The sequence below is a fragment of the Flavisolibacter ginsenosidimutans genome, assembly GCF_007970805.1.
GTDB classification, from domain to species: domain Bacteria; phylum Bacteroidota; class Bacteroidia; order Chitinophagales; family Chitinophagaceae; genus Flavisolibacter; species Flavisolibacter ginsenosidimutans.
The window spans coordinates 3,895,636-3,919,347 of the sequence record NZ_CP042433.1 but is presented as its reverse complement, the minus strand read 5'-3'; the positions used below and the strand labels follow the sequence as shown (position 1 = coordinate 3,919,347).

22 protein-coding genes are annotated in these 23,712 nt (G+C 47.1%); 13 read left to right on the top strand and 9 right to left on the bottom strand.

Annotated elements, in window-relative coordinates:
• Positions 1-88: 88 nt before the first annotated feature.
• Genes FSB75_RS16670 through FSB75_RS16660 form a run of 3 tightly spaced genes read left to right on the top strand, consistent with a single transcriptional unit; the run spans position 89 to position 2,131 of the window.
• Positions 89-517, top strand: a complete 429-nt coding sequence (locus tag FSB75_RS16670) for a MarR family winged helix-turn-helix transcriptional regulator (RefSeq protein WP_172623193.1) — start codon at positions 89-91, stop codon at positions 515-517.
• Between the two features lie 51 nt (positions 518-568).
• Positions 569-1,459, top strand: coding sequence for an NAD(P)H-binding protein (locus FSB75_RS16665; protein ID WP_146789799.1), 891 nt, complete (start codon positions 569-571; stop codon positions 1,457-1,459).
• Positions 1,460-1,483: 24 nt separating this feature from the next.
• On the top strand, positions 1,484-2,131 hold the full coding sequence (locus FSB75_RS16660) for an NADPH-dependent F420 reductase (RefSeq protein ID WP_146789797.1): 648 nt from the start codon (positions 1,484-1,486) through the stop codon (positions 2,129-2,131).
• Between the two features lie 63 nt (positions 2,132-2,194).
• Here the strand turns inward: FSB75_RS16660 and FSB75_RS16655 are convergent, their stop codons facing one another.
• The gene (locus FSB75_RS16655) at positions 2,195-3,457 is read right to left on the bottom strand and encodes an OmpA family protein (protein WP_146789795.1); all 1,263 of its coding nucleotides are present in this window, start codon (positions 3,455-3,457) and stop codon (positions 2,195-2,197) included.
• Positions 3,458-3,575: 118 nt separating this feature from the next.
• A complete protein-coding gene (locus FSB75_RS22100; protein ID WP_227990619.1) occupies positions 3,576-4,844 on the bottom strand; it encodes an endonuclease domain-containing protein in 1,269 nt (422 codons plus the stop codon).
• Between the two features lie 57 nt (positions 4,845-4,901).
• On the opposite strand from FSB75_RS22100, the gene FSB75_RS16640 reads away from it, so the two are divergent.
• Positions 4,902-8,156 (top strand): S41 family peptidase, encoded by a 3,255-nt coding sequence (locus FSB75_RS16640; protein ID WP_146789793.1) that lies wholly within the window; start codon positions 4,902-4,904, stop codon positions 8,154-8,156.
• A 60-nt stretch (positions 8,157-8,216) separates the two neighbouring features.
• Here the strand turns inward: FSB75_RS16640 and pdxA are convergent, their stop codons facing one another.
• Positions 8,217-9,299, bottom strand: a complete 1,083-nt coding sequence (gene pdxA, locus FSB75_RS16635; RefSeq protein WP_146789791.1) for a 4-hydroxythreonine-4-phosphate dehydrogenase PdxA — start codon at positions 9,297-9,299, stop codon at positions 8,217-8,219.
• Positions 9,300-9,432: 133 nt separating this feature from the next.
• Here pdxA and rsmA point away from each other — a divergent pair, with 133 nt between their 5' ends.
• The 6 genes from rsmA to FSB75_RS16605 all read left to right on the top strand — a co-directional run bounded on the left by rsmA (position 9,433) and on the right by FSB75_RS16605 (position 13,782).
• Complete coding sequence (gene rsmA, locus FSB75_RS16630) at positions 9,433-10,194, top strand: 16S rRNA (adenine(1518)-N(6)/adenine(1519)-N(6))-dimethyltransferase RsmA (RefSeq protein ID WP_146789789.1); 762 nt, start codon at positions 9,433-9,435, stop codon at positions 10,192-10,194.
• Between the two features lie 112 nt (positions 10,195-10,306).
• Positions 10,307-11,236, top strand: coding sequence for an NAD(P)-dependent oxidoreductase (locus FSB75_RS16625; RefSeq protein WP_146789787.1), 930 nt, complete (start codon positions 10,307-10,309; stop codon positions 11,234-11,236).
• An 84-nt stretch (positions 11,237-11,320) separates the two neighbouring features.
• A complete protein-coding gene (greA, locus tag FSB75_RS16620; RefSeq protein ID WP_146789785.1) occupies positions 11,321-11,788 on the top strand; it encodes a transcription elongation factor GreA in 468 nt (155 codons plus the stop codon).
• Positions 11,789-11,915: 127 nt separating this feature from the next.
• A complete protein-coding gene (locus FSB75_RS16615) occupies positions 11,916-12,308 on the top strand; it encodes an HIT family protein (protein WP_146789783.1) in 393 nt (130 codons plus the stop codon).
• 9 nt (positions 12,309-12,317) lie between these two features.
• Complete coding sequence (locus tag FSB75_RS16610) at positions 12,318-13,007, top strand: hypothetical protein (protein WP_146789781.1); 690 nt, start codon at positions 12,318-12,320, stop codon at positions 13,005-13,007.
• A 10-nt stretch (positions 13,008-13,017) separates the two neighbouring features.
• Positions 13,018-13,782, top strand: a complete 765-nt coding sequence (locus tag FSB75_RS16605; protein WP_146789778.1) for a hypothetical protein — start codon at positions 13,018-13,020, stop codon at positions 13,780-13,782.
• Here the strand turns inward: FSB75_RS16605 and ruvC are convergent.
• Positions 13,772-14,356 carry a crossover junction endodeoxyribonuclease RuvC gene (gene ruvC / locus FSB75_RS16600; RefSeq protein WP_227990618.1) on the bottom strand — a complete coding sequence of 195 codons (585 nt, stop codon included), beginning with the start codon at positions 14,354-14,356 and terminating at the stop codon, positions 13,772-13,774. The two genes, FSB75_RS16605 and ruvC, sit on opposite strands and share 11 nt — an antisense overlap.
• 64 nt (positions 14,357-14,420) lie before the next feature.
• Between ruvC and FSB75_RS16595 the strand changes: the two genes are divergently transcribed.
• From FSB75_RS16595 to FSB75_RS16585, 3 genes are all read left to right on the top strand, one after another.
• Positions 14,421-15,371, top strand: coding sequence for a lysylphosphatidylglycerol synthase domain-containing protein (locus FSB75_RS16595; RefSeq protein ID WP_172623192.1), 951 nt, complete (start codon positions 14,421-14,423; stop codon positions 15,369-15,371).
• A complete protein-coding gene (locus tag FSB75_RS16590; protein ID WP_227990616.1) occupies positions 15,358-16,161 on the top strand; it encodes a DUF3108 domain-containing protein in 804 nt (267 codons plus the stop codon). The genes FSB75_RS16595 and FSB75_RS16590 overlap by 14 nt, the downstream gene beginning before the upstream one ends.
• Positions 16,162-16,461: 300 nt before the next feature.
• A complete protein-coding gene (locus tag FSB75_RS16585) occupies positions 16,462-19,002 on the top strand; it encodes a sensor histidine kinase (RefSeq protein WP_146789774.1) in 2,541 nt (846 codons plus the stop codon).
• Positions 19,003-19,129: 127 nt separating this feature from the next.
• On the opposite strand, the gene FSB75_RS16580 is transcribed toward FSB75_RS16585, so the two are convergent.
• From FSB75_RS16580 to FSB75_RS16560, 5 genes are all read right to left on the bottom strand, one after another.
• Positions 19,130-19,666 carry a hypothetical protein gene (locus FSB75_RS16580; protein ID WP_146789772.1) on the bottom strand — a complete coding sequence of 179 codons (537 nt, stop codon included), beginning with the start codon at positions 19,664-19,666 and terminating at the stop codon, positions 19,130-19,132.
• 282 nt (positions 19,667-19,948) lie between these two features.
• The gene (locus tag FSB75_RS16575; protein WP_146789770.1) at positions 19,949-20,179 is read right to left on the bottom strand and encodes a hypothetical protein; all 231 of its coding nucleotides are present in this window, start codon (positions 20,177-20,179) and stop codon (positions 19,949-19,951) included.
• A 36-nt stretch (positions 20,180-20,215) separates the two neighbouring features.
• The gene (locus tag FSB75_RS16570) at positions 20,216-21,730 is read right to left on the bottom strand and encodes a serine hydrolase (protein ID WP_146789767.1); all 1,515 of its coding nucleotides are present in this window, start codon (positions 21,728-21,730) and stop codon (positions 20,216-20,218) included.
• Complete coding sequence (locus tag FSB75_RS16565) at positions 21,727-22,398, bottom strand: TMEM175 family protein (RefSeq protein WP_146789765.1); 672 nt, start codon at positions 22,396-22,398, stop codon at positions 21,727-21,729. Before FSB75_RS16565 ends, FSB75_RS16570 begins: the two co-directional genes overlap by 4 nt.
• Positions 22,399-22,533: 135 nt before the next feature.
• Positions 22,534-23,709, bottom strand: a complete 1,176-nt coding sequence (locus FSB75_RS16560) for a dipeptidase (protein ID WP_146789763.1) — start codon at positions 23,707-23,709, stop codon at positions 22,534-22,536.
• Positions 23,710-23,712: the final 3 nt, after the last annotated feature.

The window sequence follows — 23,712 nt, the reverse complement described above, 5'->3', positions numbered from 1 at the left end:
AAAATGGCCGCCGTTGCGTTTGTTAAGAAAGCCTTTTAAAAATTTTTTTGTATATGCAAATATGGAGTTCTTACCTTTGTTCCCGTTCATGAAAACATCGTGCAGCAAATACGCTCAATGTCTTTACTTCACCTCGGCCGCATTGGCCCGGAAGGTAGAGAAACTTGCCAACGAGAGCTGGAAGAAAGTTGCCCTTTCTCCGAGCCACGCTTATCTGCTTATTGCGGTGCTGGAAGAACCCGGGATTCAGCCAACGGCTCTTGCCGATCACCTGCAGTTGCAACCCAGCACCATCACGCGTCTTATTGAAAAGCTGGAAGAGAAAAAACTGGTCATTCGTACCACGGAAGGTAAACTGACAAACGTTTATCCAACTCCAAAAGCAAAGGAATTGCAGCCAAAACTGGCTGCTTGCATGAAGGAATTTTGGGAGGCTTATTCCCGTATTCTAGGAAAAGAAGAAAGCAACAAGCTTGTAAAAGATTTGGCGAGAATCGCCGACAAATTAGACAACTAAAATTTTTTTATTTCGTAGCTTGTATATACAAATAAATAAAAACCAACCATCATGAAGTACGTTCTTACCGGTGGCGCAGGCCACATTACCAAACCGCTGGCCGAAACACTTTTGGCCGCAGGTCACAACGTAACCGTTATCGGTCGCAACCCTGAAAATTTAAAGCCTTTGACTGACAAAGGAGCGAAAGCTACGACGGGCAGTGTTGAAGACTCAACCTTTTTGAAAGAAGCCTTTGCCGGCGCTGATGCGGTGTACACCATGATTCCGCCGCAATACGCAGCAGGTCCATTGGACGGCTATCGTGAAATTGCGGCCAACTATGCTGAAGCAATTCGTGCGAACAACATCAAATACGTTGTAAACCTTAGCAGCGTTGGTGCGCATCTGCCCGAAGGCTGTGGACCGGTGAGCGGCTTGCATCTTGCCGAAGAAGAGTTGAACAAACTTGAAGGCGTGAACGTTCTTCATCTTCGTCCCGGCTTTTTCTACGTCAATTTCTACGGGAATTTATCCATGATAAAAGGGATGAATATTATTGGTGGCAACTATGGCAATGATGAAGCCGAGATGGTTCTTTCGCATCCCGCGGATATTGCCGAAGCTGCGGCGGAAGAGTTATCGAATCTTTCTTTTAAAGGACACTCGGTTCGTTATTTGGCCAGCGACGAAAGAAGCACAGGCGATGTGGCAAAAGTGCTGGGTTCGGCCGTAGGCAAACCGGATTTGCCTTGGGTACAATTCACGGATGAACAAACACGCGGTGGCCTTTTGCAGGCCGGCATGCCCGAAGCCATGGCCGAGAAATACGTAGAAATGGGAGCTTCAATGCGCAGCGGTAAAATGGCAGAAGACTATAACAAAAATCGTCCGCAAGGCTTTGGGAAAACCAAACTGGAAGATTTTGCGAAAGAGTTTGCGGGAGCTTACAGCGCATCGTAATCATTCACCAATAAACCAACCAACATGAAAATAGGAATCATCGGTTCAGGCATCGTGGGCCGCGTGCTGGCCACTGCTTTCTTGAATGAAAATAACGAAGTCATGCTCGGCACAAGAGACGTGTCGAAAGACGAAGTGGTAAAATGGAAAGAAGAAAATCCATCCGGCAAAACAGGATTATTTTCTGATACGGCGGCCTTCGGCGATGTAATCGTATTGGCCGTTGCCGGCACGGCTACTGAAGAAGCCTTGGAACAAAGCGGCGCTGAAAATTTAAAAGGTAAAGTGGTGATTGACGCCACCAATCCTATTGCCAAAGAAGCGCTGACGAACGGCGTGTTGAAATTCTTTACAAGTCTTGATGACTCACTTATGGAAAGACTGCAAAAAGCATTTCCAGACGCACGATTTGTCAAAGCCTTTAGCAGTGTGGGCAATGGGCAGTTTTACAAACCGCAGTATAAAGAAGGAAGACCAACGATGTTTATTTGCGGCAATGACAGCGGCGCAAAGCATACGGTTACGGATATTCTCAACGCCTTTGGGTGGGAAACGGCGGACATGGGCACGGTGGAAGCAGCGAGAGCCATTGAACCGTTGTGCATGTTGTGGTGCATCCCCGGTTTTTTAAACAATCAATGGACGCATGCCTTCAAACTTTTAAAGGCGTAGTTTGGTATTATAAAAAGAGGAAAGGGCATAACTCCTTTCCTCTTTTCTTTATTTCGCTCTTTGTTATTTCTCCCGTAACTGCACTGCAATACGCCTGTCCACTTTTCTTGCTTCATCCGAAGCTGACGCATCTACTTTGGCAAATTCAGAACCATAACCTTCAGCGCCTACCAATTGCGAAGCGTTAGCGCCGCCGGTTTTAATGGCGTTCATCACGGCATCTGCCCGTTGCTGACTCAGCTTTTTGTTAGCATCCGCATTACCGGTTTTATCGGTATAGCCGCCGATTTTGATTTTGGCTTTTGGGTACGCTTTCAATATTGCTACAATATTGCTCACCTGCGCTGCGCTTGAATCGGTAAGGGTGGCACTACCGGTTTTGAAATTGATGTTGTCAAAGTCAAACCACTTGTCTTTGCCCGCAGCGCAGGAAGCGTCGTTCAGGCAAGTCACCAGTTGATCTTCCACGCCGCCCTTAAACGCATTGATCTCTGTGCCGTCGGCCAGCTTTACTTTCATGCTTTCGCGTGGCGGCATTGCAGGAGCTGGGGCCATCTTCGTGGATGTGTCGGACGGCATTGTGGTCATGGTTGTGCTGTCTCCTGTCGTCGTGCTCTTGCTCTCGTTATTACAACCCCTGGTTAAAAACCAAAGCAAGGCGGCTACGCCAGCCAGCAACAAAATCCACACAAGCCAATTGGTACCGCCTTTGCGCTCATACGTATCTTTTGCATAAGCGGTGGTATCGCTCACTGTTTGTCTTGCTTCGCTGCCTACTGGTGACATACTGCTTGTTAAACCACTCAAACCCAATACGCCGCTTAATCCCGCTGGCAACATGGCCGCTACGTTTGCCTTTTGACTTTGCAAAAAAGACGACAAACCGTTTGCATCGAGGTTATTCTCCATAGCATACTTTCCCAAAGCACCCGTTGCCAACGGTGTAGCCACGTTGAACAGGGAGTGTGCCGACGATGATTTAATGCCCGCAAACGAAGCAATGGCGCTGATGATGGATTGAAGTTTGTTGCCGAAAAAGTTTTCCAACATACCGCCACCCCCTGTGGTTAACCCGCCGCTTAGCATGTTGGTGATGTTACCCGGAAAGCCGCTCTGGTAGCTTTCCTTGGACAAAGCCAGCACTTCGTTTGCCCCGGCCTGTGAGCCGGACGTAGCTTTTGAAATCAAGCCGCCAAATACGGCTGGCACAAGCCCCGACAAAGCTTTGGAAACACCGCTTTCGCTTTCGCCCAGCATGTTGCTTGCTTTTGAAATGAGATCAGGTGTAAGGTAGCCCTTGATTGTTTCGATGATGTTGACTGCCATAATTGTGGTTTTAGTGAGAGAAAAATTTAGCGCCGGGTTTAAGCGAGAGCAGTCTTCAGGGAGCGAATTGCTTTTTAAATATACGCATTGCCGCAAAGCGGGACAATAAAAAAGAACATTAACCGGCGTAGCGCATCATGTTCAGCACGATGTCTGCATTGAGACAATTACTCAAGTACTTCTCTCTTTCGCTCAACGCACACACACCGGGATAATCGCCTTTCATTCCTTGCATGTCTTTGATGATTTGAAAATGCAGGTGCGGCGGCCATTGGCCGTTTTCGAAGGGAATACCGAACTCGCAAAACACGTCGCCTTTCTTCACCAGATCGCCTTCGTGCAAATTTTTAATCGAGTTCAAACTAAGATGACCGTAAAGCGTGTGAAAGGTTTCGCCGTCTAAATTGTGGGTGAGAATAATGGTCGCGCCGTAATCGCCATAAGCGTTGTTGAAGGCAAAGGAATGAACAATGCCATTCATCGGCGCCATTACTTTGGTGTAGGGCTTGCCCCAGATGTCAATGCCAAGATGAAGACTGCGGCCCATCCCGACCTTCCCGGTGGGAAGGCCATCCGAGCTGCGCCCCTCGCTTTTGGACGAGACTACTTTATGTTCAGGCATTTCCGTCTCAACGGGCACTCGAACAATATTCTTTTGTTTCAATGTTTCGAGAATTTTAGATAATACGCTATCCAATTGATACAAAACTTCATCGTTGCTGAATCGAATAACGCTGAACCCGCGTTCGTATAAAATATTTGTTCGAAGTTCGTCGTTGGTTTTGTTGTCGGGTAATTGGTGAATGAGTCCGTCCACTTCTATAACTAATCGTTTTTTTAGGCAAACAAAATCAGCAATGAATTTATCAATGATGTGCTGCCTTCTGAACTTGTATTGATCAAGTTGTTTTGTTTTCAGCGCATTCCAAAGAACTTCTTCTGCTTGTGTCGGCACATTCCGATTCTGTAAAGCATACTCTTTTAACACAGGGTATAGATAGGGATCAGCATATCTATACCCTATTGTATCTTCTTCAACTAACGATTCAGCATCTTCTTCCCCTTCCCACCGGGAAGTGGCTTTAGCACTATCTGATGCATTTAGTGTGGTTGTTGGGGATGGGCCGCCATCAAACACTCTACTTCTCCTATAAACTGTCCGGTTCTCATCATACCCACCAATCCCATACTTCGCATTTGCATCGCTCAATTTCTTGTTGATGTATTTAATGAACCGGTTTGTATCATTCAATATTTCATCAGTCAAATCTTTGTTCGCCGACGTAAAATCCATCTGCAACAATTTATCCTCCGGTTCAAACGGTACAACCCGCGCAAACTCGCTCCTGTGGCGCATCAGCCGCTCTTCAAAATTTATTGTTTCCATGTTTGCTCTTCAATAACTTTAGTGCGTTCTCCTAATTTCAAAACTAAACAATACACCATGAAGAGAAGACTGCTTTTTGCGGCGGCCCTACTTTTGAGCGCATCGGGCTTTGCACAAAACAACGCGTTGTGGATTCGTTATCCCGCCATTTCACCCGACGGCAAGACCATTGTGTTCAGTTACAAAGGCGACTTGTACAAAGTGCCGTCATCGGGCGGCGAAGCCGTGCCGCTCACCGTTCACGAAGCCTACGACTTCATGCCCGTGTGGAGCAAGGACGGAAAATGGCTGGCCTTTGCCTCCGACCGCTTTGGCAATTTTGATGTGTTTGTGATGCCTGCCACCGGCGGCGATGCAAAGCGTTTGACGTTCAACTCCGCTGCTGATTATCCCTATGATTTCACACCCGATGGCAAATCGGTTTTATTCGGCACAACACGCAACGACGTTTACACCTCCGCACGTTTTCCGCAACGCAGCCTGTTTCAGAAGCTGTACAAAGTGCCCGTTACCGGCGGACGTTCGGTGATGTTTAATTCGGCCGGTGCGGAGTTTGCGCATTACAATTCAAAAGGTGACAAGATTATTTTCCAGGATAGAAAAGGTTACGAAGACGCGGCCCGCAAGCACCACACGTCGGCGGTGACGAGAGATATCTGGATGTACGACATCAAGAAGGACGAATACGTTCAAATATCGAATTACGAAGGCGAAGACCGCGAACCGGTTTGGGGCGGCGATGACAACACCGTTTATTACCTGAGCGAAAAGGACGGCTCGCAAAACATTTATAAAGCCGTTGTTGGCGGCAATGCTTCGGTAACACAGGTTTCGAAAATGAAAACGCATCCCGTGCGTCATCTTTCGCGTTCGGCTGATGGCACTTTGTGCTTCACGTACGACGGCGAATTGTACACGATGAAAGACGGCGGTGCACCGCAAAAAATTTCGGTTATCGTGAACACCGATACTCGCGGTCGCGATGAAAAAATTCTGCCCGTTAATACCGGTGTGACGCAAACAGCCCTATCACCAAACGGAAAAGAAATTGCTTTCGTTGTGCGCGGCGAAGTGTTTGTGACCTCGGTTGAAGGCGGCATCACCAAACGCATTACCAACACGCCACAACAGGAACGCACCGTTGAATTCAGCCCCGATGGCAGAACGCTTTATTATGCATCGGAACGCGGCAACAGTTGGGACATTTACAAAGCAACGATTGAAAGAAAAGAAGAACCTTATTTCTACACGTCAACCGTCGTGAAAGAAGAACCGGTGATTGCGACCGAGGCTGATGAATTTCAACCTGAAGTTTCGCCCGACGGAAAAGAGATTGCTTATCTCGAAGAGCGAAACGTATTGAAGGTTTATAATCTTGCTTCGAAAAAAAGCCGCACCATCGTTCCGAAAGGCGTAAACTTTTCTTATGCCGACGGTGATCAATATTACCAATGGTCGCCTGATGGTAAATGGATTACGTTCAACTCAGCCGAAGGTCGTTGGGGCTCATCGGAAGTAGCGATGATGAAGGCTGATGGCAGCGGCGAACGCAAGAACCTTACGCAAAGCGGCTTCTTCGACGGCCAACCGAAATGGGCTTTCGGCGGCAAGGCTTTGTTGTGGACAACAGACCGCGATGGAAAGAAGCCACTGGCTTTTCAAGGCGCAAGAGAAGTGGACGTTTACGCGATGTTCTTCGACCAGGAAGCGTACGACAAATTCAAACTGACGAAGGATGAATTTGCGCTGGCGAAAGAAAGAGAAGACAAGGAAAAAGAAGAAGCGAAGAAAGACACATCCAACAAAATTGCTCCGCCGAAAAAAGGATGGGAGCCAAATCTGGAAGGACTTGACAACCGCAAACTTCGCCTCACCATCAACTCCGGAAACATTTCGGATTACATGCTGAGCAACGATGGCGAGAAGCTCTACTTCATTGCCCGCATGGAGAAAGGTTATGATCTGTGGATGACCAATCCGCGTACAAAAGAAACAAAGCTCATTGCAAAAATGGACGGCGGCCCCGGTGGCATGGATGTATCAAAAGACGGCAAAAGTTTGTTTGTGGTAAGCGACGGTAAGATCGTGAAAGTAGATGCCGAAAGTGGCCGCATTGCACCCGTCGTTGTAAATGGTGAAATGGTGTTGCGTGCCGACAAAGAACGTGAATACATTTTCGATCATGCCTTCCGTCAGGTAGCCAAGAAATTTTACGATCCGAAAATTCACGGCATTGACTGGGCTGGCTTTCACAGCGAGTACGCCAAGTTTCTGCCGCACATCAACAACAACTACGATTTCCAGGAATTGTTGAGTGAGTTCTTGGGCGAGTTAAACGCCTCGCATACTGGCGGACGTTATTCGCCGGCTGCAGCGGGCGGCCCGCAAACCGGCGATGCCACGGCTTCTCTCGGTTTGTTGTACGACGAAACCTATGATGGCAACGGCGTAAAAGTGATGGAGGTAATTGAGAACGGTCCTTTCACCAACGCGAAAACCAAAATCAAAAAAGGCGTGGTAATCGAAAAAATCAACGGTGAAGAAATCGTTGAAAACATGGACTGGTCCCGCATGCTCAATCGTCAAACCGGCAAGAACGTTCTTTTGAGTTTGTACGATCCTGAAACGAAGCAACGTTGGGACGAAACAACAAAGCCCATCTCGCAAGGCGAAGAACAGGCCCTGTTGTACCAACGCTGGGTGAACAACAACCGCAAAAAGGTTGAAGAACTTTCCGGTGGCAAGGTTGGTTACATTCACATTCAGGGCATGAACGACAACAGCTACCGCACGGTGTACGAAGAAGCGCTGGGCAAAGCTGCGGGCAAAGAAGCCCTGATTGTTGACACACGCTTCAACGGCGGCGGCTGGCTGCACGATGATTTGGTGACGTTCTTAAGCGGAAAAAAATATCTCGACTTCTCGCCGCAAGGCGCCATTGCAACATCGGGTGAGCCGCGCAACAAATGGACAGCGCCTTCAACGGTGCTCATGAGCGAAAGCAACTATTCCGATGCCTTCATCTTCCCGTATGCTTATCATCAATTGGGCATAGGCAAATTGATTGGGATGCCCGTGGCCGGAACAGGTACTGCCGTTTGGTGGGAAACGCAGATTGACCCGACGATTGTGTTTGGCATTCCGATGATTGCCACCATCGGCAAAGAAGGTCGTCCAACGGAGAACCTGCAACTCGAACCGGACATTAAAGTGCAGAACGATTACAAATCGGTGTTAAGCGGAAAAGACCCGCAGTTGGAAAGAGCGGTGAAAGAGATGTTGGAAGAGATTAAAAAAGGGAAGAAGATATAACAACAGAAAACCCCGGTTAACACCGGGGTTTTTGTTTAGTATTCTTTGTGGTGATAACAACTACTCCTCAATCCTCTCGTCCACCACATTCCTCAACACCTCCGCCGTTATTTTTCGCAGTGGATTTTTTGTGCGGTCTTCGTAATCGCGGCGGCGGTTAATGATGTCAATGCATTCAAACACCGCCGTTGTAAAGGACGTTGAATCGGCTTCGTTCTTGCCCGCAATGTCAAAGGCCGTTCCGTGATCGGGCGAGGTGCGCACAAAACTTAATCCGGCTGAATAATTCACGCCACCACCACCTGCGATGGTTTTAAACGGCACCAGTCCCTGGTCGTGGTACATGGCCAATACCGCATCAAATTTTGTATAGCTGGCCCGCGCAAAAAAAGCATCGGCGCTGAACGGGCCAAACACCATCATTTTGTTTTTCGCTTCCTTAATGGCCGGGATAATTATCTTTTCTTCTTCGTCGCCAATCAGACCTTCGTCGCCTGCGTGCGGGTTCAATCCCAACACGGCAATCTTTGGTTTGTCAATGCCAAAGTCGCGGCGCAGGCTTTGGTTTAGCAGGTTTAGTTTGGAAAGAATAATTTCTTTGGTGATGCTTTGTGGCACGTCCTTGATGGGCAAATGTTCCGTTACCAAAGCCACACGAAGATTGTCTTGGTAAAGAATCATCAACACGTCTTTGGCGCCGTCCACGTCTTTTAAAAAAGGTGTGTGACCCGTGTAACGAAAGTCATCGCCCTGCACGTTTTTTTTGTGAATGGGCGCCGTCACCAAACCCTGAATGTGTCCGGCCTTGAGCGCATCTGCCGCCATCAGCAAAGACTTCACCGCGTACTTACCGCCGGCTTCGCTCAGTTGGCCGGGGTTGATGACCACTTCCTCTTCCCAGCAGTGAATGAGGTTGATCTGCTTGGGCCCGATGCGGGAAAAATCCTTCACCGCCTGGTAATTAAAATGCGCATCGCCCACGGCCTTGCGGTAAAAATTTAAAAGCTTTGCCGAACCGAAAATCACCGGCGTGCAATGCTCCAAAAGCCGGTGGTCGGAAAAAGTTTTGATGATGACTTCGGGACCGATGCCGTTAATGTCGCCAACACTGATGCCAATGACGGGTTTTGCGGTTGTGCTCATAGGGGCGAATGTACAAAAGGGAGAAAATGTAGAATGTAAAATCTAAAATGCAGAATGCAAAAGAAGAACCGCATCCATAGCGGCAGCGTTTTACAATTTTAGATTTTGCGTTCTGCGGTTTTACATTTGTTTCATGTACACCCTCAAAAAATCGCTGGGACAGCATTTTTTAAAAGACGAAAACATTTGCCGGCGCATTGTGGAAGAGCTTACGAAATGCTCTTTCAACAATTTGCTGGAAGTCGGTCCGGGCGGCGGTGCGCTGACGAAGTATCTTCTTCAATTGCCCAACATAAATTTCAAGGCCGTTGAAGTAGACGACGAAAAAGTTGTCTTCCTTAAAAAAACCTACCCGGCGCTTGAAGACAAAATCATCCACCAAAGTTTTCTCGACATTGACAAGCCTTTTGCTGAAGCCTTTACGGTGGTTGGCAATTTTCCGTACAACATCTCTACCCAAATTCTTTTTAAAATATTAGAATGGCACGAAGATGTGCCTTGTGTTGTGGGCATGTTTCAAAAAGAAGTGGCGCAGCGTGTGGCGGCAAAAGAAGGCAACAAAGTGTACGGCGTTACGTCGGTTTTGGTGCAGGCTTTTTACAACGTTGAATATTTATTCGACGTGAGCGAGAACAGTTTCAATCCGCCGCCCAAAGTCAAAAGCGGTGTCATTCGGCTTACGCCAAGAAAAGAGAGGCTGGACATCAAAAGCAGAAGGTTCTTTTTTAATTTGGTAAAAACAGCTTTCAACCAACGGCGAAAAACCCTGCGCAACGCCTGCAAAAGCTTGTTTACTTCCGAAGTTTTGCAGGAAAAAATATTTGACAAACGCGCCGAGCAACTAAGCATCGAAGATTTTGCTCTATTAAGCTACAAGATGACAGATGGCAGATGACGGATGGCAGTAGTTTGCCGTTGTTCGTTGGCCGCTATCTAACGTTCTCTCGGCCAACGGCCAACATTTTCAACGCCGTCATCTGCCATCTGTCATCAGTCATCTAATAAACATGAAAATCATCATCGCCGCTCCCGTTCACGAAATCCTCCTTGAAACCTTCATGCGTCACGGTTACGACGTGGCTTATCGTCCGGCCATCACCTACGATGAATTAAAAACCATCATCGCTGATGTGGACGGCCTTGTACTGACCACGCGAACAAAAATTGATAAAGCCCTGCTCGATGCCGCTACTTCGCTTAAATGGATTGGACGCCTGGGCAGCGGCATGGAATTGATTGATGAAACGTACGCCGAACAAAGAGGCATTCGCCTCATCAGTACACCCGAAGGCAACCGCAACGCCGTGGCCGAACATGCCTTGGGTTTGCTGCTGAACCTTATGAACAACATCTCGCGGTCATTTAACGAAGTAAAAGAAGGCAAGTGGCTTCGCGCCGAAAACCGCGGCCTTGAACTCAGTGGAAAAACCGTGGGCATCATCGGTTACGGCAATACGGGTTCGCAATTTGCCAAACGGCTTGCCGGCTTTGATGTAACCGTTTTGGCCTGCGACAAATACAAAAAAGGGTTTAGTCAAGGTTACGTAAAAGAAGCAAGCCTTGAAGAAATTTTCGAAAGCGCCGATGTCGTTAGCCTTCACATTCCGCTTACCGATGAAACCTATCATTTCGCGAACGACGAATTTTTCAACCGTTTTAAAAAACAACCTTTCTTTCTCACCACTTGCCGCGGCGCCGTTACAGACACAGCAGCCGTCATCAATGCGTTGAAGAATAAAACAATCGCCGGCGCGGGTCTCGACGTGTTGGAAAACGAAAAGCTTTCTTCGTACAACGAAACAGAAAAAGAGCAATTGGCTTTCCTGACATCGCAGCCCAATGTCGTCGTCACACCGCACATTGCGGGCTACAGCGCAGAGGCCTACCGGCGCATGGCCGCCGTACTTTTGGAAAAACTGGGCTTGGCGGAGCGATAAGTTTTTCTTTTATATTTGCTTTACTGGCAACGCCTCAAAAAGGGGCGTTGCTATTTTTTTCATTTCTATCTAAACCCGTTCAGTATGATACAGTACGTGACAAAGGAGACGTTGGAAGCCATGAAGGCCGAACTGCAGTACAAGAAAGGCGTTGAGCGTCCGGCAGCGGCGCGGGCTATTGCCGAAGCCCGTGAAAAAGGCGACCTGAAGGAAAACGCCGAGTACGATGCCGCCAAGGAAGCACAAGGAATTTTGGAAGCCAAGATTGCACAATTGGAAGGCCAGGTATCCCAGGCCCGCATCATTGACCAAGCCTCTGTGGACACGAGCAAGGTTTCCATTCTCACCAAAGTAAAGCTCACCAACCTTGGTACAAAAAAGGTAGTGACCTATCAAATTGTTTCGGAAAAAGAAGCCGACCTCAAAGCCGGAAAGATTTCTGTGACCTCACCCATTGGCAGAGGACTTTTGGGCAAAGTTGTGGGCGACGTGGCCGAAGTGACCGTGCCCGCAGGCTTGCTGAAATTTAAAGTGGAAGAGATCACAGTTTAGCAAGTTGACTGGTTGATTGGTTGATTGATTCATTCCTCCTCCAAATCTTCGCCTCATTTTACGCAACAGACCAACTACCGATTTACCAGCCAACCAATCAACAAATCAACCAGTCAACCAATCATCCATGACGCTTTTTTCCAAAATCATCAACGGCGAAATTCCTTCGTACAAAATAGCCGAAAGCGATAAATTCTACGCCTTTCTCGACGTGTTTCCGCTTCGTGAAGGCCATACGCTTGTTGTGCCCAAAACCGAAGTGGACAATCTTTTTGATTTGGGCGATGAGTACTTATCAGAACTGTTGGTGTTTGCAAAGCCCGTTGCAAAGGCGATTGAAAAAGCCTTTCGTTGCAACCGTTGCGGCATCTCCGTTATCGGCCTCGAAGTTCCTCACGCACACGTGCATCTCATCCCGATTAATTCATCCAACGATTTAAACTTTACGCAACCCAAACCCAAAGCAAGCGACGATGACTTAAAGAAGGTGCAGGAAAAAATCTTATCTCAATTAAAATAAGTTAACCCAGTGAAATACACCAAAATTTTAGCTTTAGTAATTCTTGTTTGCTTTGCCTCAACATTATTGAATGCACAGGAAAAAAGCATTGATACTCTCATTCATAAATTATTCTCATCCTTAAAGCAGCAAGATGAAAAAGCCTTTATCGCTTTGTATCCGAACGGGCAACAATTTGCGTATATTATGCGACCACTAATTGAAGACGCCTTTAAATCAAACGAAATGAAAGGAGCATTAGCTTCAAATGAGAAAACCAGCAGTATAAATATTGACAGCCTCATCGAAGTTCAAATGAACCAAGTAACAGCCCCACAAGTAGAGGCAGAACTTTCAAAAAAATATTCGCAGCTATACCACGAGTTTATTGAAAAAGGCGAAAAGAAAGGGGTAAAGTGGCAAGAAGCTGAATTAATTTCTATTAGTTTGGATTCCACTCTCGATAAATCCGACACGGAGGTCAAATCTCTTCTGCAAGCGGGAATGAAGACGATGAAGGGAATTGTTGATTTTCGTTCCAACAAGGTAAACTATCGAATGACGTTTGCGAAATTTGTAAACGTGCCGCAAGCAGGCGGGTGGTTTAGTGGAGAGATAAAAGAAATCGTTCGTAAAGCTGAAAGACCTAGGAATATTGAGCAACCTTCACTGACACTTCCTTCAAATTCAAAGACCAAAAAGAAAGATACTCACTCTTAAAACCAAAATAATGTTCTTAAAACGTTTTGCCTTCGTCCTGTTTGCTTCGTTTGGTTTTGTTGTTTTGCACGCACAAATAAGCAATCCCGACACGATGGTGCGAAAGCTTTTTGCCACGCTGCCCGCTAACGATGAAAAGGGCTTTGTAGCCCTTTATCCCAGCCCGCAGCAACTGATGGAACTGGTCAAGAGCATCATGATGTCGGACGAAGTGCGAAACCAAATCGCGATGGGCAGCGGAGACAAGAACATAAACATGGACAGCCTCATTCAAGCGCAATTAGCGACGATGTCGAAACCCGAAGTGGCGGCGGAAATGACCAAGAGCTTTGGCAAAAATTTTCAGCGGGCCGTAGAAAAAGGCAAAGCCAAAAACATTGACTGGAAGAAAGCCCGTCTTCTTTCTTACACAATAGATACAGCGGCGGGTTCGGATAAAGACGAAGCCATGCTGCAAAAACTTGGCTACAAAACAATGAACGGCGTGATCCAATTTTCGGTTGACACGGCAATGTATCAAATGCAGTTTAGCAAAATTCTTTTTATTCCGAAAGCGGCCGGATGGTACGGCGGTGAGTTTGGGCAAATTGCGCGAAAGGGTGAAACTTTTCTTGAAGAAGGAGAAACAAGAATTGAAGGAGTATCGGGAGACACGACTTACACAACCACTACTGTTCCTAAAGAAATAAAAACAAAAACCAAATCAAGCAAAGGAAAAACAAAAACGAAGTCGGTAACAAAATCACCAGCCCGCAAACCAACGACTAAATCTTAATCCGCGTTGGATTGCTTAAAACGAATTGCTCCCAGCTTTGCTTGGGAGCTTTTTTTGTGCCCGTTGATTTCTTTTCTTCATCGCGAAACGTCATCTTGCTGCCAAAGTGGTGGCACACGGCTACGGCCAGTGCGTCCGTCGCATCAAAGTATTGCGGCTTTTCGGGCAGGCCGGTGATGCGTTGCAGCATCTTCCACACCTGCTCTTTGTCGGCGTTGCCGTTACCCGTAATGGATTGCTTTACTTTTTTTGGCGAGTATTCTGTTACAGGAATTCCTTTGTTCATGGCGGCGGCAATGGCCACGCCTTGTGCCCGGCCAAGCTTCAACATGCTTTGCACGTTCTTGCCAAAAAACGGCGCTTCAATGGCAAATTCATCGGGGATGAAATTTTCGACGAGGAGCGTAACCTTCTGGTGAATTTTTTGAAGGCGGTAATAATTGTCTTTGCTGCTGGAGAGTTTCAGCACATCCATCTCGCGAATGGTGATGGCATCGCCCAAAACTTCAATCACGCTGTAACCCATAATGAGCGTGCCGGGGTCAATGCCTAATATGGTGAGTGGTTTTTGCACGGAGTGGTTATTTTTACCGGTAATGCTTCGCAACAAAACTATCAAAATATTCCTCAACTACTTTTTGGGTCCCCTGCTATTCGTTGGATTGTCGGTTTCAATCTTTCAACAGATTCGCCAGCAGCCGCACCTCGCAAAGTCCTGGGCCGAAATCAAAGAGTCGTTCGCATCGGTGAAGGCTTTTTATTTAGGGCTGGCCGTTGCGCTCATTTTTGTCAATTGGGGTTTTGAATCGTGGAAATGGAAATTGCTGGTTGGTTCGGTAAAGCCCGTAAAATTTTTTACGGCTTACAAGGCTGTGTTATCCGGTGTGTCGTTTTCCGTGGCCTTGCCCAACCGTGTGGGCGAATACATTGGCCGCATGGTTTATCAGCCCCAAGGCGGGCGGCTCAAAACCATTTCATTGGCTGTGGTAGGCGGCCTTGCGCAGTTGCTTACCACAATGATCTTTGGCGTTATCGGTTTGATCGTTTTAAAAAAAGAATTGCTGCAGGCATACCCGCAACTGGTTATTTGGTTTCAGTTTGTGCTGTACGGTTTGTTGTTTGTGCTTACCTGCGCCGCTTTTTTTTATTACAATGTCGGCGCCGTTGTTTCATTCTTCAGCCGCTGGTTAAGCAGCCATCATTATTTGTATTTGGTAGAAGCCCTGAAAAATTTTAACGCCGCTTTCTTATCAAAAATTCTTTTTCTTTCGTCTTTACGCTACGGTGTGTTTATGTTGCAGTACATCATCCTGTTTCATTTTTTTGGTGTGAACGTTTCCGTGTCTTCCATCATGTCCGTTATGAGCGTGGTGTTTTTGGCGTTGGCTGTCATTCCCTCCATTGCTTTGCTTGAAGTAGGCTTGCGGGGCGAAGTGAGCTTAAAGCTGATGGGACTTTTTAGCGCCAACAGTTTGGGCATTGGATTGACATCGGTAACGGTTTGGACGCTGAACCTGGTCATCCCCGCGATAGCCGGCACCTTATTTTTGTTGAACGTAAAACTGCTTTCGAAAAATGGCGAAGACTAAACTTCTTTCTTTTATTGCACTGCTTCTGTTTGGCGGCATGAAGCCGAAACAATCCGGCCCGCCCGTTGAAATTTGCGGCGCAAGAAACGTAACCACGCAACACAACGAAACCGTTTTGTACGATGTATTTTATACCGTGGCCGGCGTGTACATCAAAGCCGGCGAAGCCACCTTTACCAATACGGTGGAACGATTGAACGGCAAGCCGGCTTTTCACATTGTGGCCGAAGGAAAGACCAACGACAAATACGATTGGATTTACAAAGTGCGTGACCGCTACGAAAGTTACATTGATACCGCTACGATGGAACCGCTGAAGTTTGTGCGCAACATTAACGAGAACGGTCACAAGCATTACGAGAACATCACCTTCAATCAATCGGCAAAAACCGCCGTTACCGACAAAGGCGTGTTTAAAATGCCCGACTGCATTCAGGACGTCATCAGTGCTGTGTATTGTGCCCGCAACATCAACTTCGACCGCTTTCAAAAAGACGATAAAATTCCCTTCAAGATGTTTTTAGACAACGAGATTTACGACATGTACATCCGTTATCTCGGCAAGGAAGACGTGAAAACAAAGTTTGGAAAATTCAGGGCCATTAAGTTTAAACCGCTGCTAGTGAAGGGAAGCATTTTTGAAGGCGGCGAAAAAATGACCGTGTGGGTGAGCGACGACCCGAACCACATTCCGCTGCGCATTGAAAGCCCCATCATCGTGGGCAGCGTAAAGATGGACATGATGGGCTACGGCGGGTTAAAGTATCCACTGTCGAGCGAGAAGAAATGAGACGCAGGTTAAGAAAGACGCTGCAAGCATTCTTCGATTGCTCCACAAGCCCCGAAACATTTGTCTTGTTGAAAACAGACCTTCACGTTTCCACAGTTTAGTTTATCAGGCAACTTAACCAAAAGCGGTGCATTGTTTGGAAAGACCCAACGCTTTTGTCATTCAGAAAGGGGAGTCGCAGATCTGTTTTCGGTATCAGAATTGATGTATTTTTCTTATGCGTTTTGTGCGGAATTACTTTACCTGCTTTGCAGGCATCGCTGTATATTCGACCGGTTCTGATTCAGAAAAAAAGGCACAGTGAAAAAACTAAACCGTTTGTTGATTATTGAGGCTGACCCCGCACTGGAGCCGCTGCTTTCGACGCATCAATCTTTGTTGGCGCCGTTATCCGAAAGACCAATAGAAGCACAATTGCTTGCTCAAATAACCCGAGCCGACCTGCCCCATGCGCCGCAACTCATTCTCTTTCATTCCAACCTTACGTCTGTCCAGCACCTCCGCCATTTCATCGGTGTGTGTCATTTGTTTCCGCATTCAAACATCATCATCGTTAGCGACCAGCAAGACGAAGAACTTTGCCTGCTGGCCCTTGAAGCCGGCGCCGACGACAGCGTTCTTTTAAACCACCTAACGCAAACTTACCTGCACAAAGCGGTGCTGTTAAGCCTGCGCCGCTACCGCACCGAAAAAGAATTGGCGCAAAACCGCGAACAACTGCTGGCCTGTTTGCAAAACACGCCCAATGTGGCGGTTCAGTGGTACAACAGCAAAGGCGAGGTGCTTTTTTGGAACCGTGCATCGGAACGCATTTTTGGCTGGAGCGCCGAAGAAGCAGTAGGCCGTACCGTTGATGAATTAATCATCATGCCCGAAGATCAAAACTTCTGGCGAAACAAGATTTGCCGGCTTTCCGAAACAGGTGAATCGTACGGGCCGGAGGAATGGAACTTTCATTACCGCGACGGCAGCGAAGGCTGCTGCATCTCTACACTTGTGCCCATTCCTTCTTTCGACGACAAGCCCTGGTTTGTTTGCATGGACGTAGAAATTACCAAGCGCAAGCAGGCCGAGAAAGCACTTCGCGAGAGCGAAGAAAAATATTACGACCTGTTTAACCAGGCATCCGACGCCATCTTCATCAACTCGCTTGACGGCCGCATGCTTGATGTAAACGAAAGAGGCCGGTCGCTGTTGGCCTATTCAAAAGAAGATTTGCTCAACATGCGAATAGAGGATTTCTACAGCAAAGAAGAATTGGCCCGTCGTCCCATTATGCGCCGCGAACTGGAGAGCGGCCAGCGAACTTCTCTTGAACGCACAATGATTGACGCAAACGGAAAACCAATTGCCGTTGAAGTAACAGCGCAAAAAATGAAAAACGGCCGTGTAATGGCCATTGTGCGGGATGTATCGGAACGAAAAAAAGCCGAAGAAGCGGTGAAGGTCAGTCAACAGGAATTAACGCTCATTTACAACAGCACATCCGATGTTATTTTTTTGCTGACGATTGAAGAAGGGAGCTTGTATCGTTTTGCTTCGGCAAACAAGGCTTTTTACAAAGTCACCGGCCTGCGCGAAAATGTCGTTGGCAAAACCGTTCAGGAAGTTATTCCACACCCTTCCCTTCACCTTGTTCTGCAGAAATACGCCGAAGTTGTGCAAACAAAAAAGCCGGTAACGTGGGAAGAAGTTACGGAGTATCCCAGCGGCAGGAAACACGGCGTTGTAAACGTGACGCCGGTTTGCAACGAAGAAGGCGTTTGCACACAATTGGTAAGCACGGTACACGACATTACCGGGCGCATGGAAATACAAACCCAATTGGAAAAAGAAATTGCGCTTTCCGACAGCATCATCAACAGCCTGCCCGGTTTGTTTTACCTGATTCGAAAAGACGGCAAGCAACTGCGCTGGAACAAACAACTTGAAGAGATTTCAGGATATACAACGGAAGAAATTGCCGGCATGACGCCGCTCGACTTTTTTGAAAGCGATGATATCTATGGCATCTTTCACGCCATCGAAAAAATATTTGGAACCGGCTCGGCACAAACAGAAGCTTACCTGATAACCAAAGACGGCCGGCGCATTCCGTATTTTTTCACCGGCGTCGCCATTCGTTATGCCGGTGAGGAATGTTTGCTGGGAATGGCCATTGACCTGTCGGCGGTGAAGCGGCTGGAAAACGAATTGGCAAAACAAGAAATTGCCGGGCAAAAAAAGTTGATGCAGGCCATGATTGAAGCCGAAGAAAAAGAAAAAGCGAAACTCGGATTGGAGTTACACGATAACGTGAACCAAATTCTTTCCGTTGTGCGCATGTATCTTACCATTCTGGCTTCGGATCAGCCGATGGAGGAAATAACCCTGCCAAAGGCAATTGACCTGCTGAACACAGCCATCCAGGAAATTCGTCACCTTTCCCACAGCCTGGCCGTAAGCTACCGGTTCGGTACGGGTTTGTCCGGCACGCTGGAAGACATGGTAGAAAACATCCAATTGACAAAAGATTTTTCCATTCATCTTTCCGTACCTCCGGACTTAGACGAGCGCACCAACAACCAGCAAAAACTTGCTCTTTACCGCGTAGCGCAAGAGCAATTGAACAACGTTATCAAACACGCAAAAGCAACCCGTGTGGACCTGTTGATTGCGTTAACCGAAAACGAGATAAGATTGAAGGTTAAGGACAACGGAAAAGGCTTCAACCTCTCGGAAGCAAAAAAAGGTTTAGGATTGAACAACATTGTTAACCGGGTAGAAGCGCTTGGTGGCAAGGCCGTTATTTATTCGCAACCCGCACAAGGCACCCGGCTGGAAGTAATGATTCCGTTGTAAGCAAACTTTAGTTTGTGATTTGTAGTTGTAGGTTGTGGTTGGCGTGGCAGATTGAAGAAGCCTACACTTTTGACGGGTTAAATCAGGAATGCATCTTACACAACACGATAACTAGAAACCACAAACCTTAATTCCCTTTATCGCCCACAAACCATTGTTCTTTGTTTTTGAACAAAACATTGAAGGTGGTAAGCGAACCGTAGATGCGGGTGATGTATTGCTGAAGATTTACCTTGTCTTCGTCGCTTAGGTTTTTGTGTGCGTTAATCTGCTGCTCCATTACTCTTAGCCGGTCGCGAAGCATTACAATCTTGTGAAAGAAATCTTCGATGGGCAGTTCTTTTGGTTTGAGTGTTTTATCGGCAGGCTGCAAAATCATCAGCCCCTTTTGCCATCTTTCGCCAAGCGGAACCACTTCGGTTATGCCGCCCCAAAGACGCAAAATTTTCAACAAGCTTTTTTCAACGTCGGAATGCGTTTCAAGCTCTTCCGAAACGTTTTCGGGAATGATTTCTTCCAGCGAAGAATCGTTCTTGTCAACTTCTTTAATGCCGTGATAAATAAAGGAGATGAGATAGGTTGCGTACCGAATGCCCACGATAACGCCGGGGCCGTGTTGGGTGTGTTGCAGTCTTGTGCCGATGCCGAGGGTTAGTTGATCCATTTTATCTCTTTCGTCTTGTATCCCAAAGGGAGATGATTTCAATTCGGTTTAAACGAGGTCTATATGTATAAAAAATAATTAGCCGCCTGTGGATAACCGCTTTGCGAACGTCCCGCCTGGCCGAACGCGGATAAAGGGCAGGATTTGTTTGAATCAGGTGCAGCTTGTTCAATAATCTTGCGCGAAACCTTTCAACGGATTGCTCGCCAAACGTTGCCAACAGATGGCCTGCTGTATTGTCGTACTCTTGCATTGATCGTTGCGGCCAAATTATGGCTGGCATCATCGGTTGTGCCGTTTCATAAACTCTTCGTGTGTGATAAAGCGGCCTTCCTCAATGTCTTTAATGCCCTCGTCTATTGAAGCTTTCACTTCTTCCGGCAAATCGTCCCACCAATCTTTTTCCGCATCGGCTTCCAACATGCTAAACACAATGCGCAGCATGCGTTCGTCCGCAGCGTCAACGTATTTTTTTATTTCATTTCGCAACGCTCTTGCTTCCGTTTCACTCATAAAATTTGCTTTCACCAAAATTAAAAATTACCGCGGCTATTTTTCTTTTACAAATTCATACGGCGTGAACTCCACAAAATCCGCCACCGTGACCCTTACTGATTTTACTTTTCCGTTTTCAATTACAAACGGCCACACTTTGTTGCCGTAAAGCGGATCGTTGAACTGCGCCAAATAACGATTGCCGCCCAACGGTTCTACCGTAGCGAAACGGCCTTTGTGATGTTCAAACGTGGCGATGGCTTTTCCGTCTTTTAACGACACATTCATCGTGCCGTAAACCGGGTGACGATACGTTCCAACCAATGCGGAAAGCGGAACATCCGTCTTCAACTTCATGGCCACCGTGTCTCTTTTCTTTTGCAGCCATTCCGCTTCTTCTTTGTTCGAAGCCTTTTGCTGTTGTAACGACAGATCGCTGTAATTGCGATAAGGCAAGCCGAGGTATGAGTCCATGATTTCGTAGCGCAAGGCTTCGAAGAAATTATTGTCGTCGGTGTTTGTCAATACTACAATGCCCAATTTTTCTTCGGGCACGAGGCAAATGCTGGTAACAAAACCGTTTACACCGCCGGTGTGCGAAACAATTTTTCGTCCGGCGTATTCCTGCAAAAACCAACCGAGGCCGTACAAAGCAAAATGCGATTTGTTGAACGGGTGACCGCCGTTGCCCAAAATGGATTGCGGCGTTCGCGTTTGCGAAATAGCGCTGGCGGGAACGATTTCTTTGTCGTTCAGCTTTCCGCCGTTCAATTGCATCAGCACCCATTTGCTTAAATCCATCACGCTTGAATAAATAGCACCAGCCGGCGCCATGTTGTTCAGCCGCCCGTACGGGATTGTTTTAATTGAGCCCGCAACGACCGTGTGTGCTTTTGAAACGTTGGCCGATGAATCCACGCCGTCGTCGGTTGCCACAGTACGGCTCATGCCGAGCGGAAGAAAAATGCGTTCGCGCAAAAACTCGTTCCAGGGCTTGCCCGTTACTTTCGGGATGATTTCGCCGGCGGTTAAAAAGGCTGCGTTGGTATAACCCCAGCGGCTGCGAAAACTGTAAAGCGGTTTCACCATCCCAAATTTTTGCCGCACTTCTTCTTTGCTTAAATCCGAATCGAAGTACATGAAATCGCCCTGGAAAGTTTCGAAGCCCAAACGGTGGCAAAGCAAATCGCGAACGGTGGCTTCCTTTGTTACCCAGGGATCGTAGAGTTTAAAATCGGGCAACCATTTTTGCACTTTATCGTCGAGCGATAATTTTTTTTCTGCGTCAAGTAAGGCAAGCGCCGTTGCCGTAAATGCTTTCGTGTTTGAGCCGATGCCGAACAAAGTATTCTCGTCAACTTTTTTGTTTGTGCCCCATTCACTTACGCCGTAAGCTTTCATCACGTCAATCTTCCCGTCCTTTATTACGCAAACAGCTACGCCGGGAATCTGCCAGCCGCTCAACGCTTTTTGCACGTACGCATCAAGACTGTCTTTTACAAACGAGGGCTGTGCCGAAGCGATCAGCAAGAAGCAATGCGCAACAAACAGGAAGAAAAACTTTTTCATGCTTTGGTGAGTTGTGGTTTAAAATAAAAGCGTTTCAGCAGGCGCATTATAAGCGGTATTAACAAAGGAAGCCAGATGGCAACGGCAGGATCAACAAAAACATACAAAGTGCCCAAGAGCAAAAAGGCAATGCAAGGCACCAAGGCACGAAAGCGAAAATATTTTTTCATGAGCGGTGTAATGCCTTCCGACAAGCCGCGCCGTGGAGAAGCGATGTATTCCCAAATCACCAAACTCATGGTGGCCAGAAACACAATGTTGCACACGTACACAATCATTGGCAGCTTCAGGCGGCGGACGATGTACTCGCTGTAAAAGCCCGATGAAAAAGGCATGAGCACAACGGCCAAAAGAAAAATAAGATTAAGCCAAAGAAGACGGTTGTTGTAATTAACCACAAAACCAAACATGCGGTGATGCGCCACCCAATAAACGGCAATCACAAAAAACGAAACAAGGAAGCCGATGAATTTGGGCAGCAGTTCATCCAGCCTTTCAAGAAGGACGTGATCGTTTACGATTTGCTTCGCCACTTCAGGCACTTTGATTTCGATGGCCAGCAGCGTAATGGCAATGGCAAAAACGGCGTCGCTGAAAAGGATCATCCGCTCAAGCTGAAATTCTTTTTTTAACTCGCTGTGAAAAGGATTGTTTGGTGAATGGCTCATGCGACCAAAATAAGGAAATCGGATGACAGATGACGGATGGTGGATGACGGCGTGAAAAACGTTGATCGTTGGCCGTTGGTCGTTGTTCGGCTCTTCGGCCAATGATCAACGATCAACAATCAACCCTGTCATCTGTCATCTATTCCCCGTCATCATGTTCGCTTTAAAAACACGGATAAAGTTTTCGCCCAGAATTTTCTTTACGTCTGCTTTGCTATAACCTCTTTTTAAAAGCGCTTTCGTGATGAGTGGATACGCCGTCACATCGTCAAGTGGCTTTGGCGCCGATTCAATGCCGTCGAAATCAGAACCCAAACCCACGTGATCTACGCCGGCCAGTTTTACGATGTAATCAAGATGGTCGAGCAGTTGTGAAAGTGAAGGACGGTATGCATCTACTTCCTGCGGATATTTCTTGGCCATTCCTTCTTCAATTTCGTAACCGGCCCATTTCTGTTTTCGGAGCGAGTCCACTTCACTGCGGTGCCTTGCCAAAAAAGCCGCTTTGTTTTTGTTGTAATTGCTGTCAACAAAGCCCGAATAAAAATTTAGGTGAATGACGCCGCCGTTTTTCCCAACGGCTTTTATTTGCTCGTCTTTTAAATTTCGAAAAACAGGGTTCAACGCATAGGCGCAACTGTGCGAAACAATGACGGGTTTTGACGTGGTGTTGATAGCGTCCCAAAACGTTTGCTCGCCTACGTGCGAAAGGTCCACCATCATTCCCAGTTCGTTCATGCGGCGCACCACTTGTTTACCAAAATCCGTAAGGCCTTTGTGCGGCAGCGAGTCTTTCTTTCTCGTTTCGTCCAGGGCCGATGTAGCCCACGCTGTTGAATTGTTCCAGGTCAGCGTCATGTAGCAAACACCACGCTTGTAAAAGCTATCGAGGTTTGAAAGTCTATCTTCCATCATGTGACCGCCTTCTACACCCATCATGCAGGCAAGCTTTTTTTGCGCCACAGCTTCTTGTAATTGCGCAGGCGTTGCAACCATCATCAGTTTGTCGCCGTTTCTTCCAACAATCGCGTACAGCGAATCAATTTCGATGTTAGCAAATTTGAAGGCCGTGTCTTTACCAAAACGTTCGTCGCAAAAGATGGAAAAAACCTGAACGTCCACGCCGCCTTTTTTAAAGCGGGCTATGTCCGAATGCGTTTTGCCGGTTAAATCGTTTTCAATATTTAAGCCTTTCATCGTGGCGGAGGAAAGCACATCGTTGTGCGTATCTACCACAATTGCATCGCGATGAAGCGCTTTATAAGATTGGCAGGAAAAAAGAAAGAGAGAAAAAACAAGGAGCAACCGCATGAA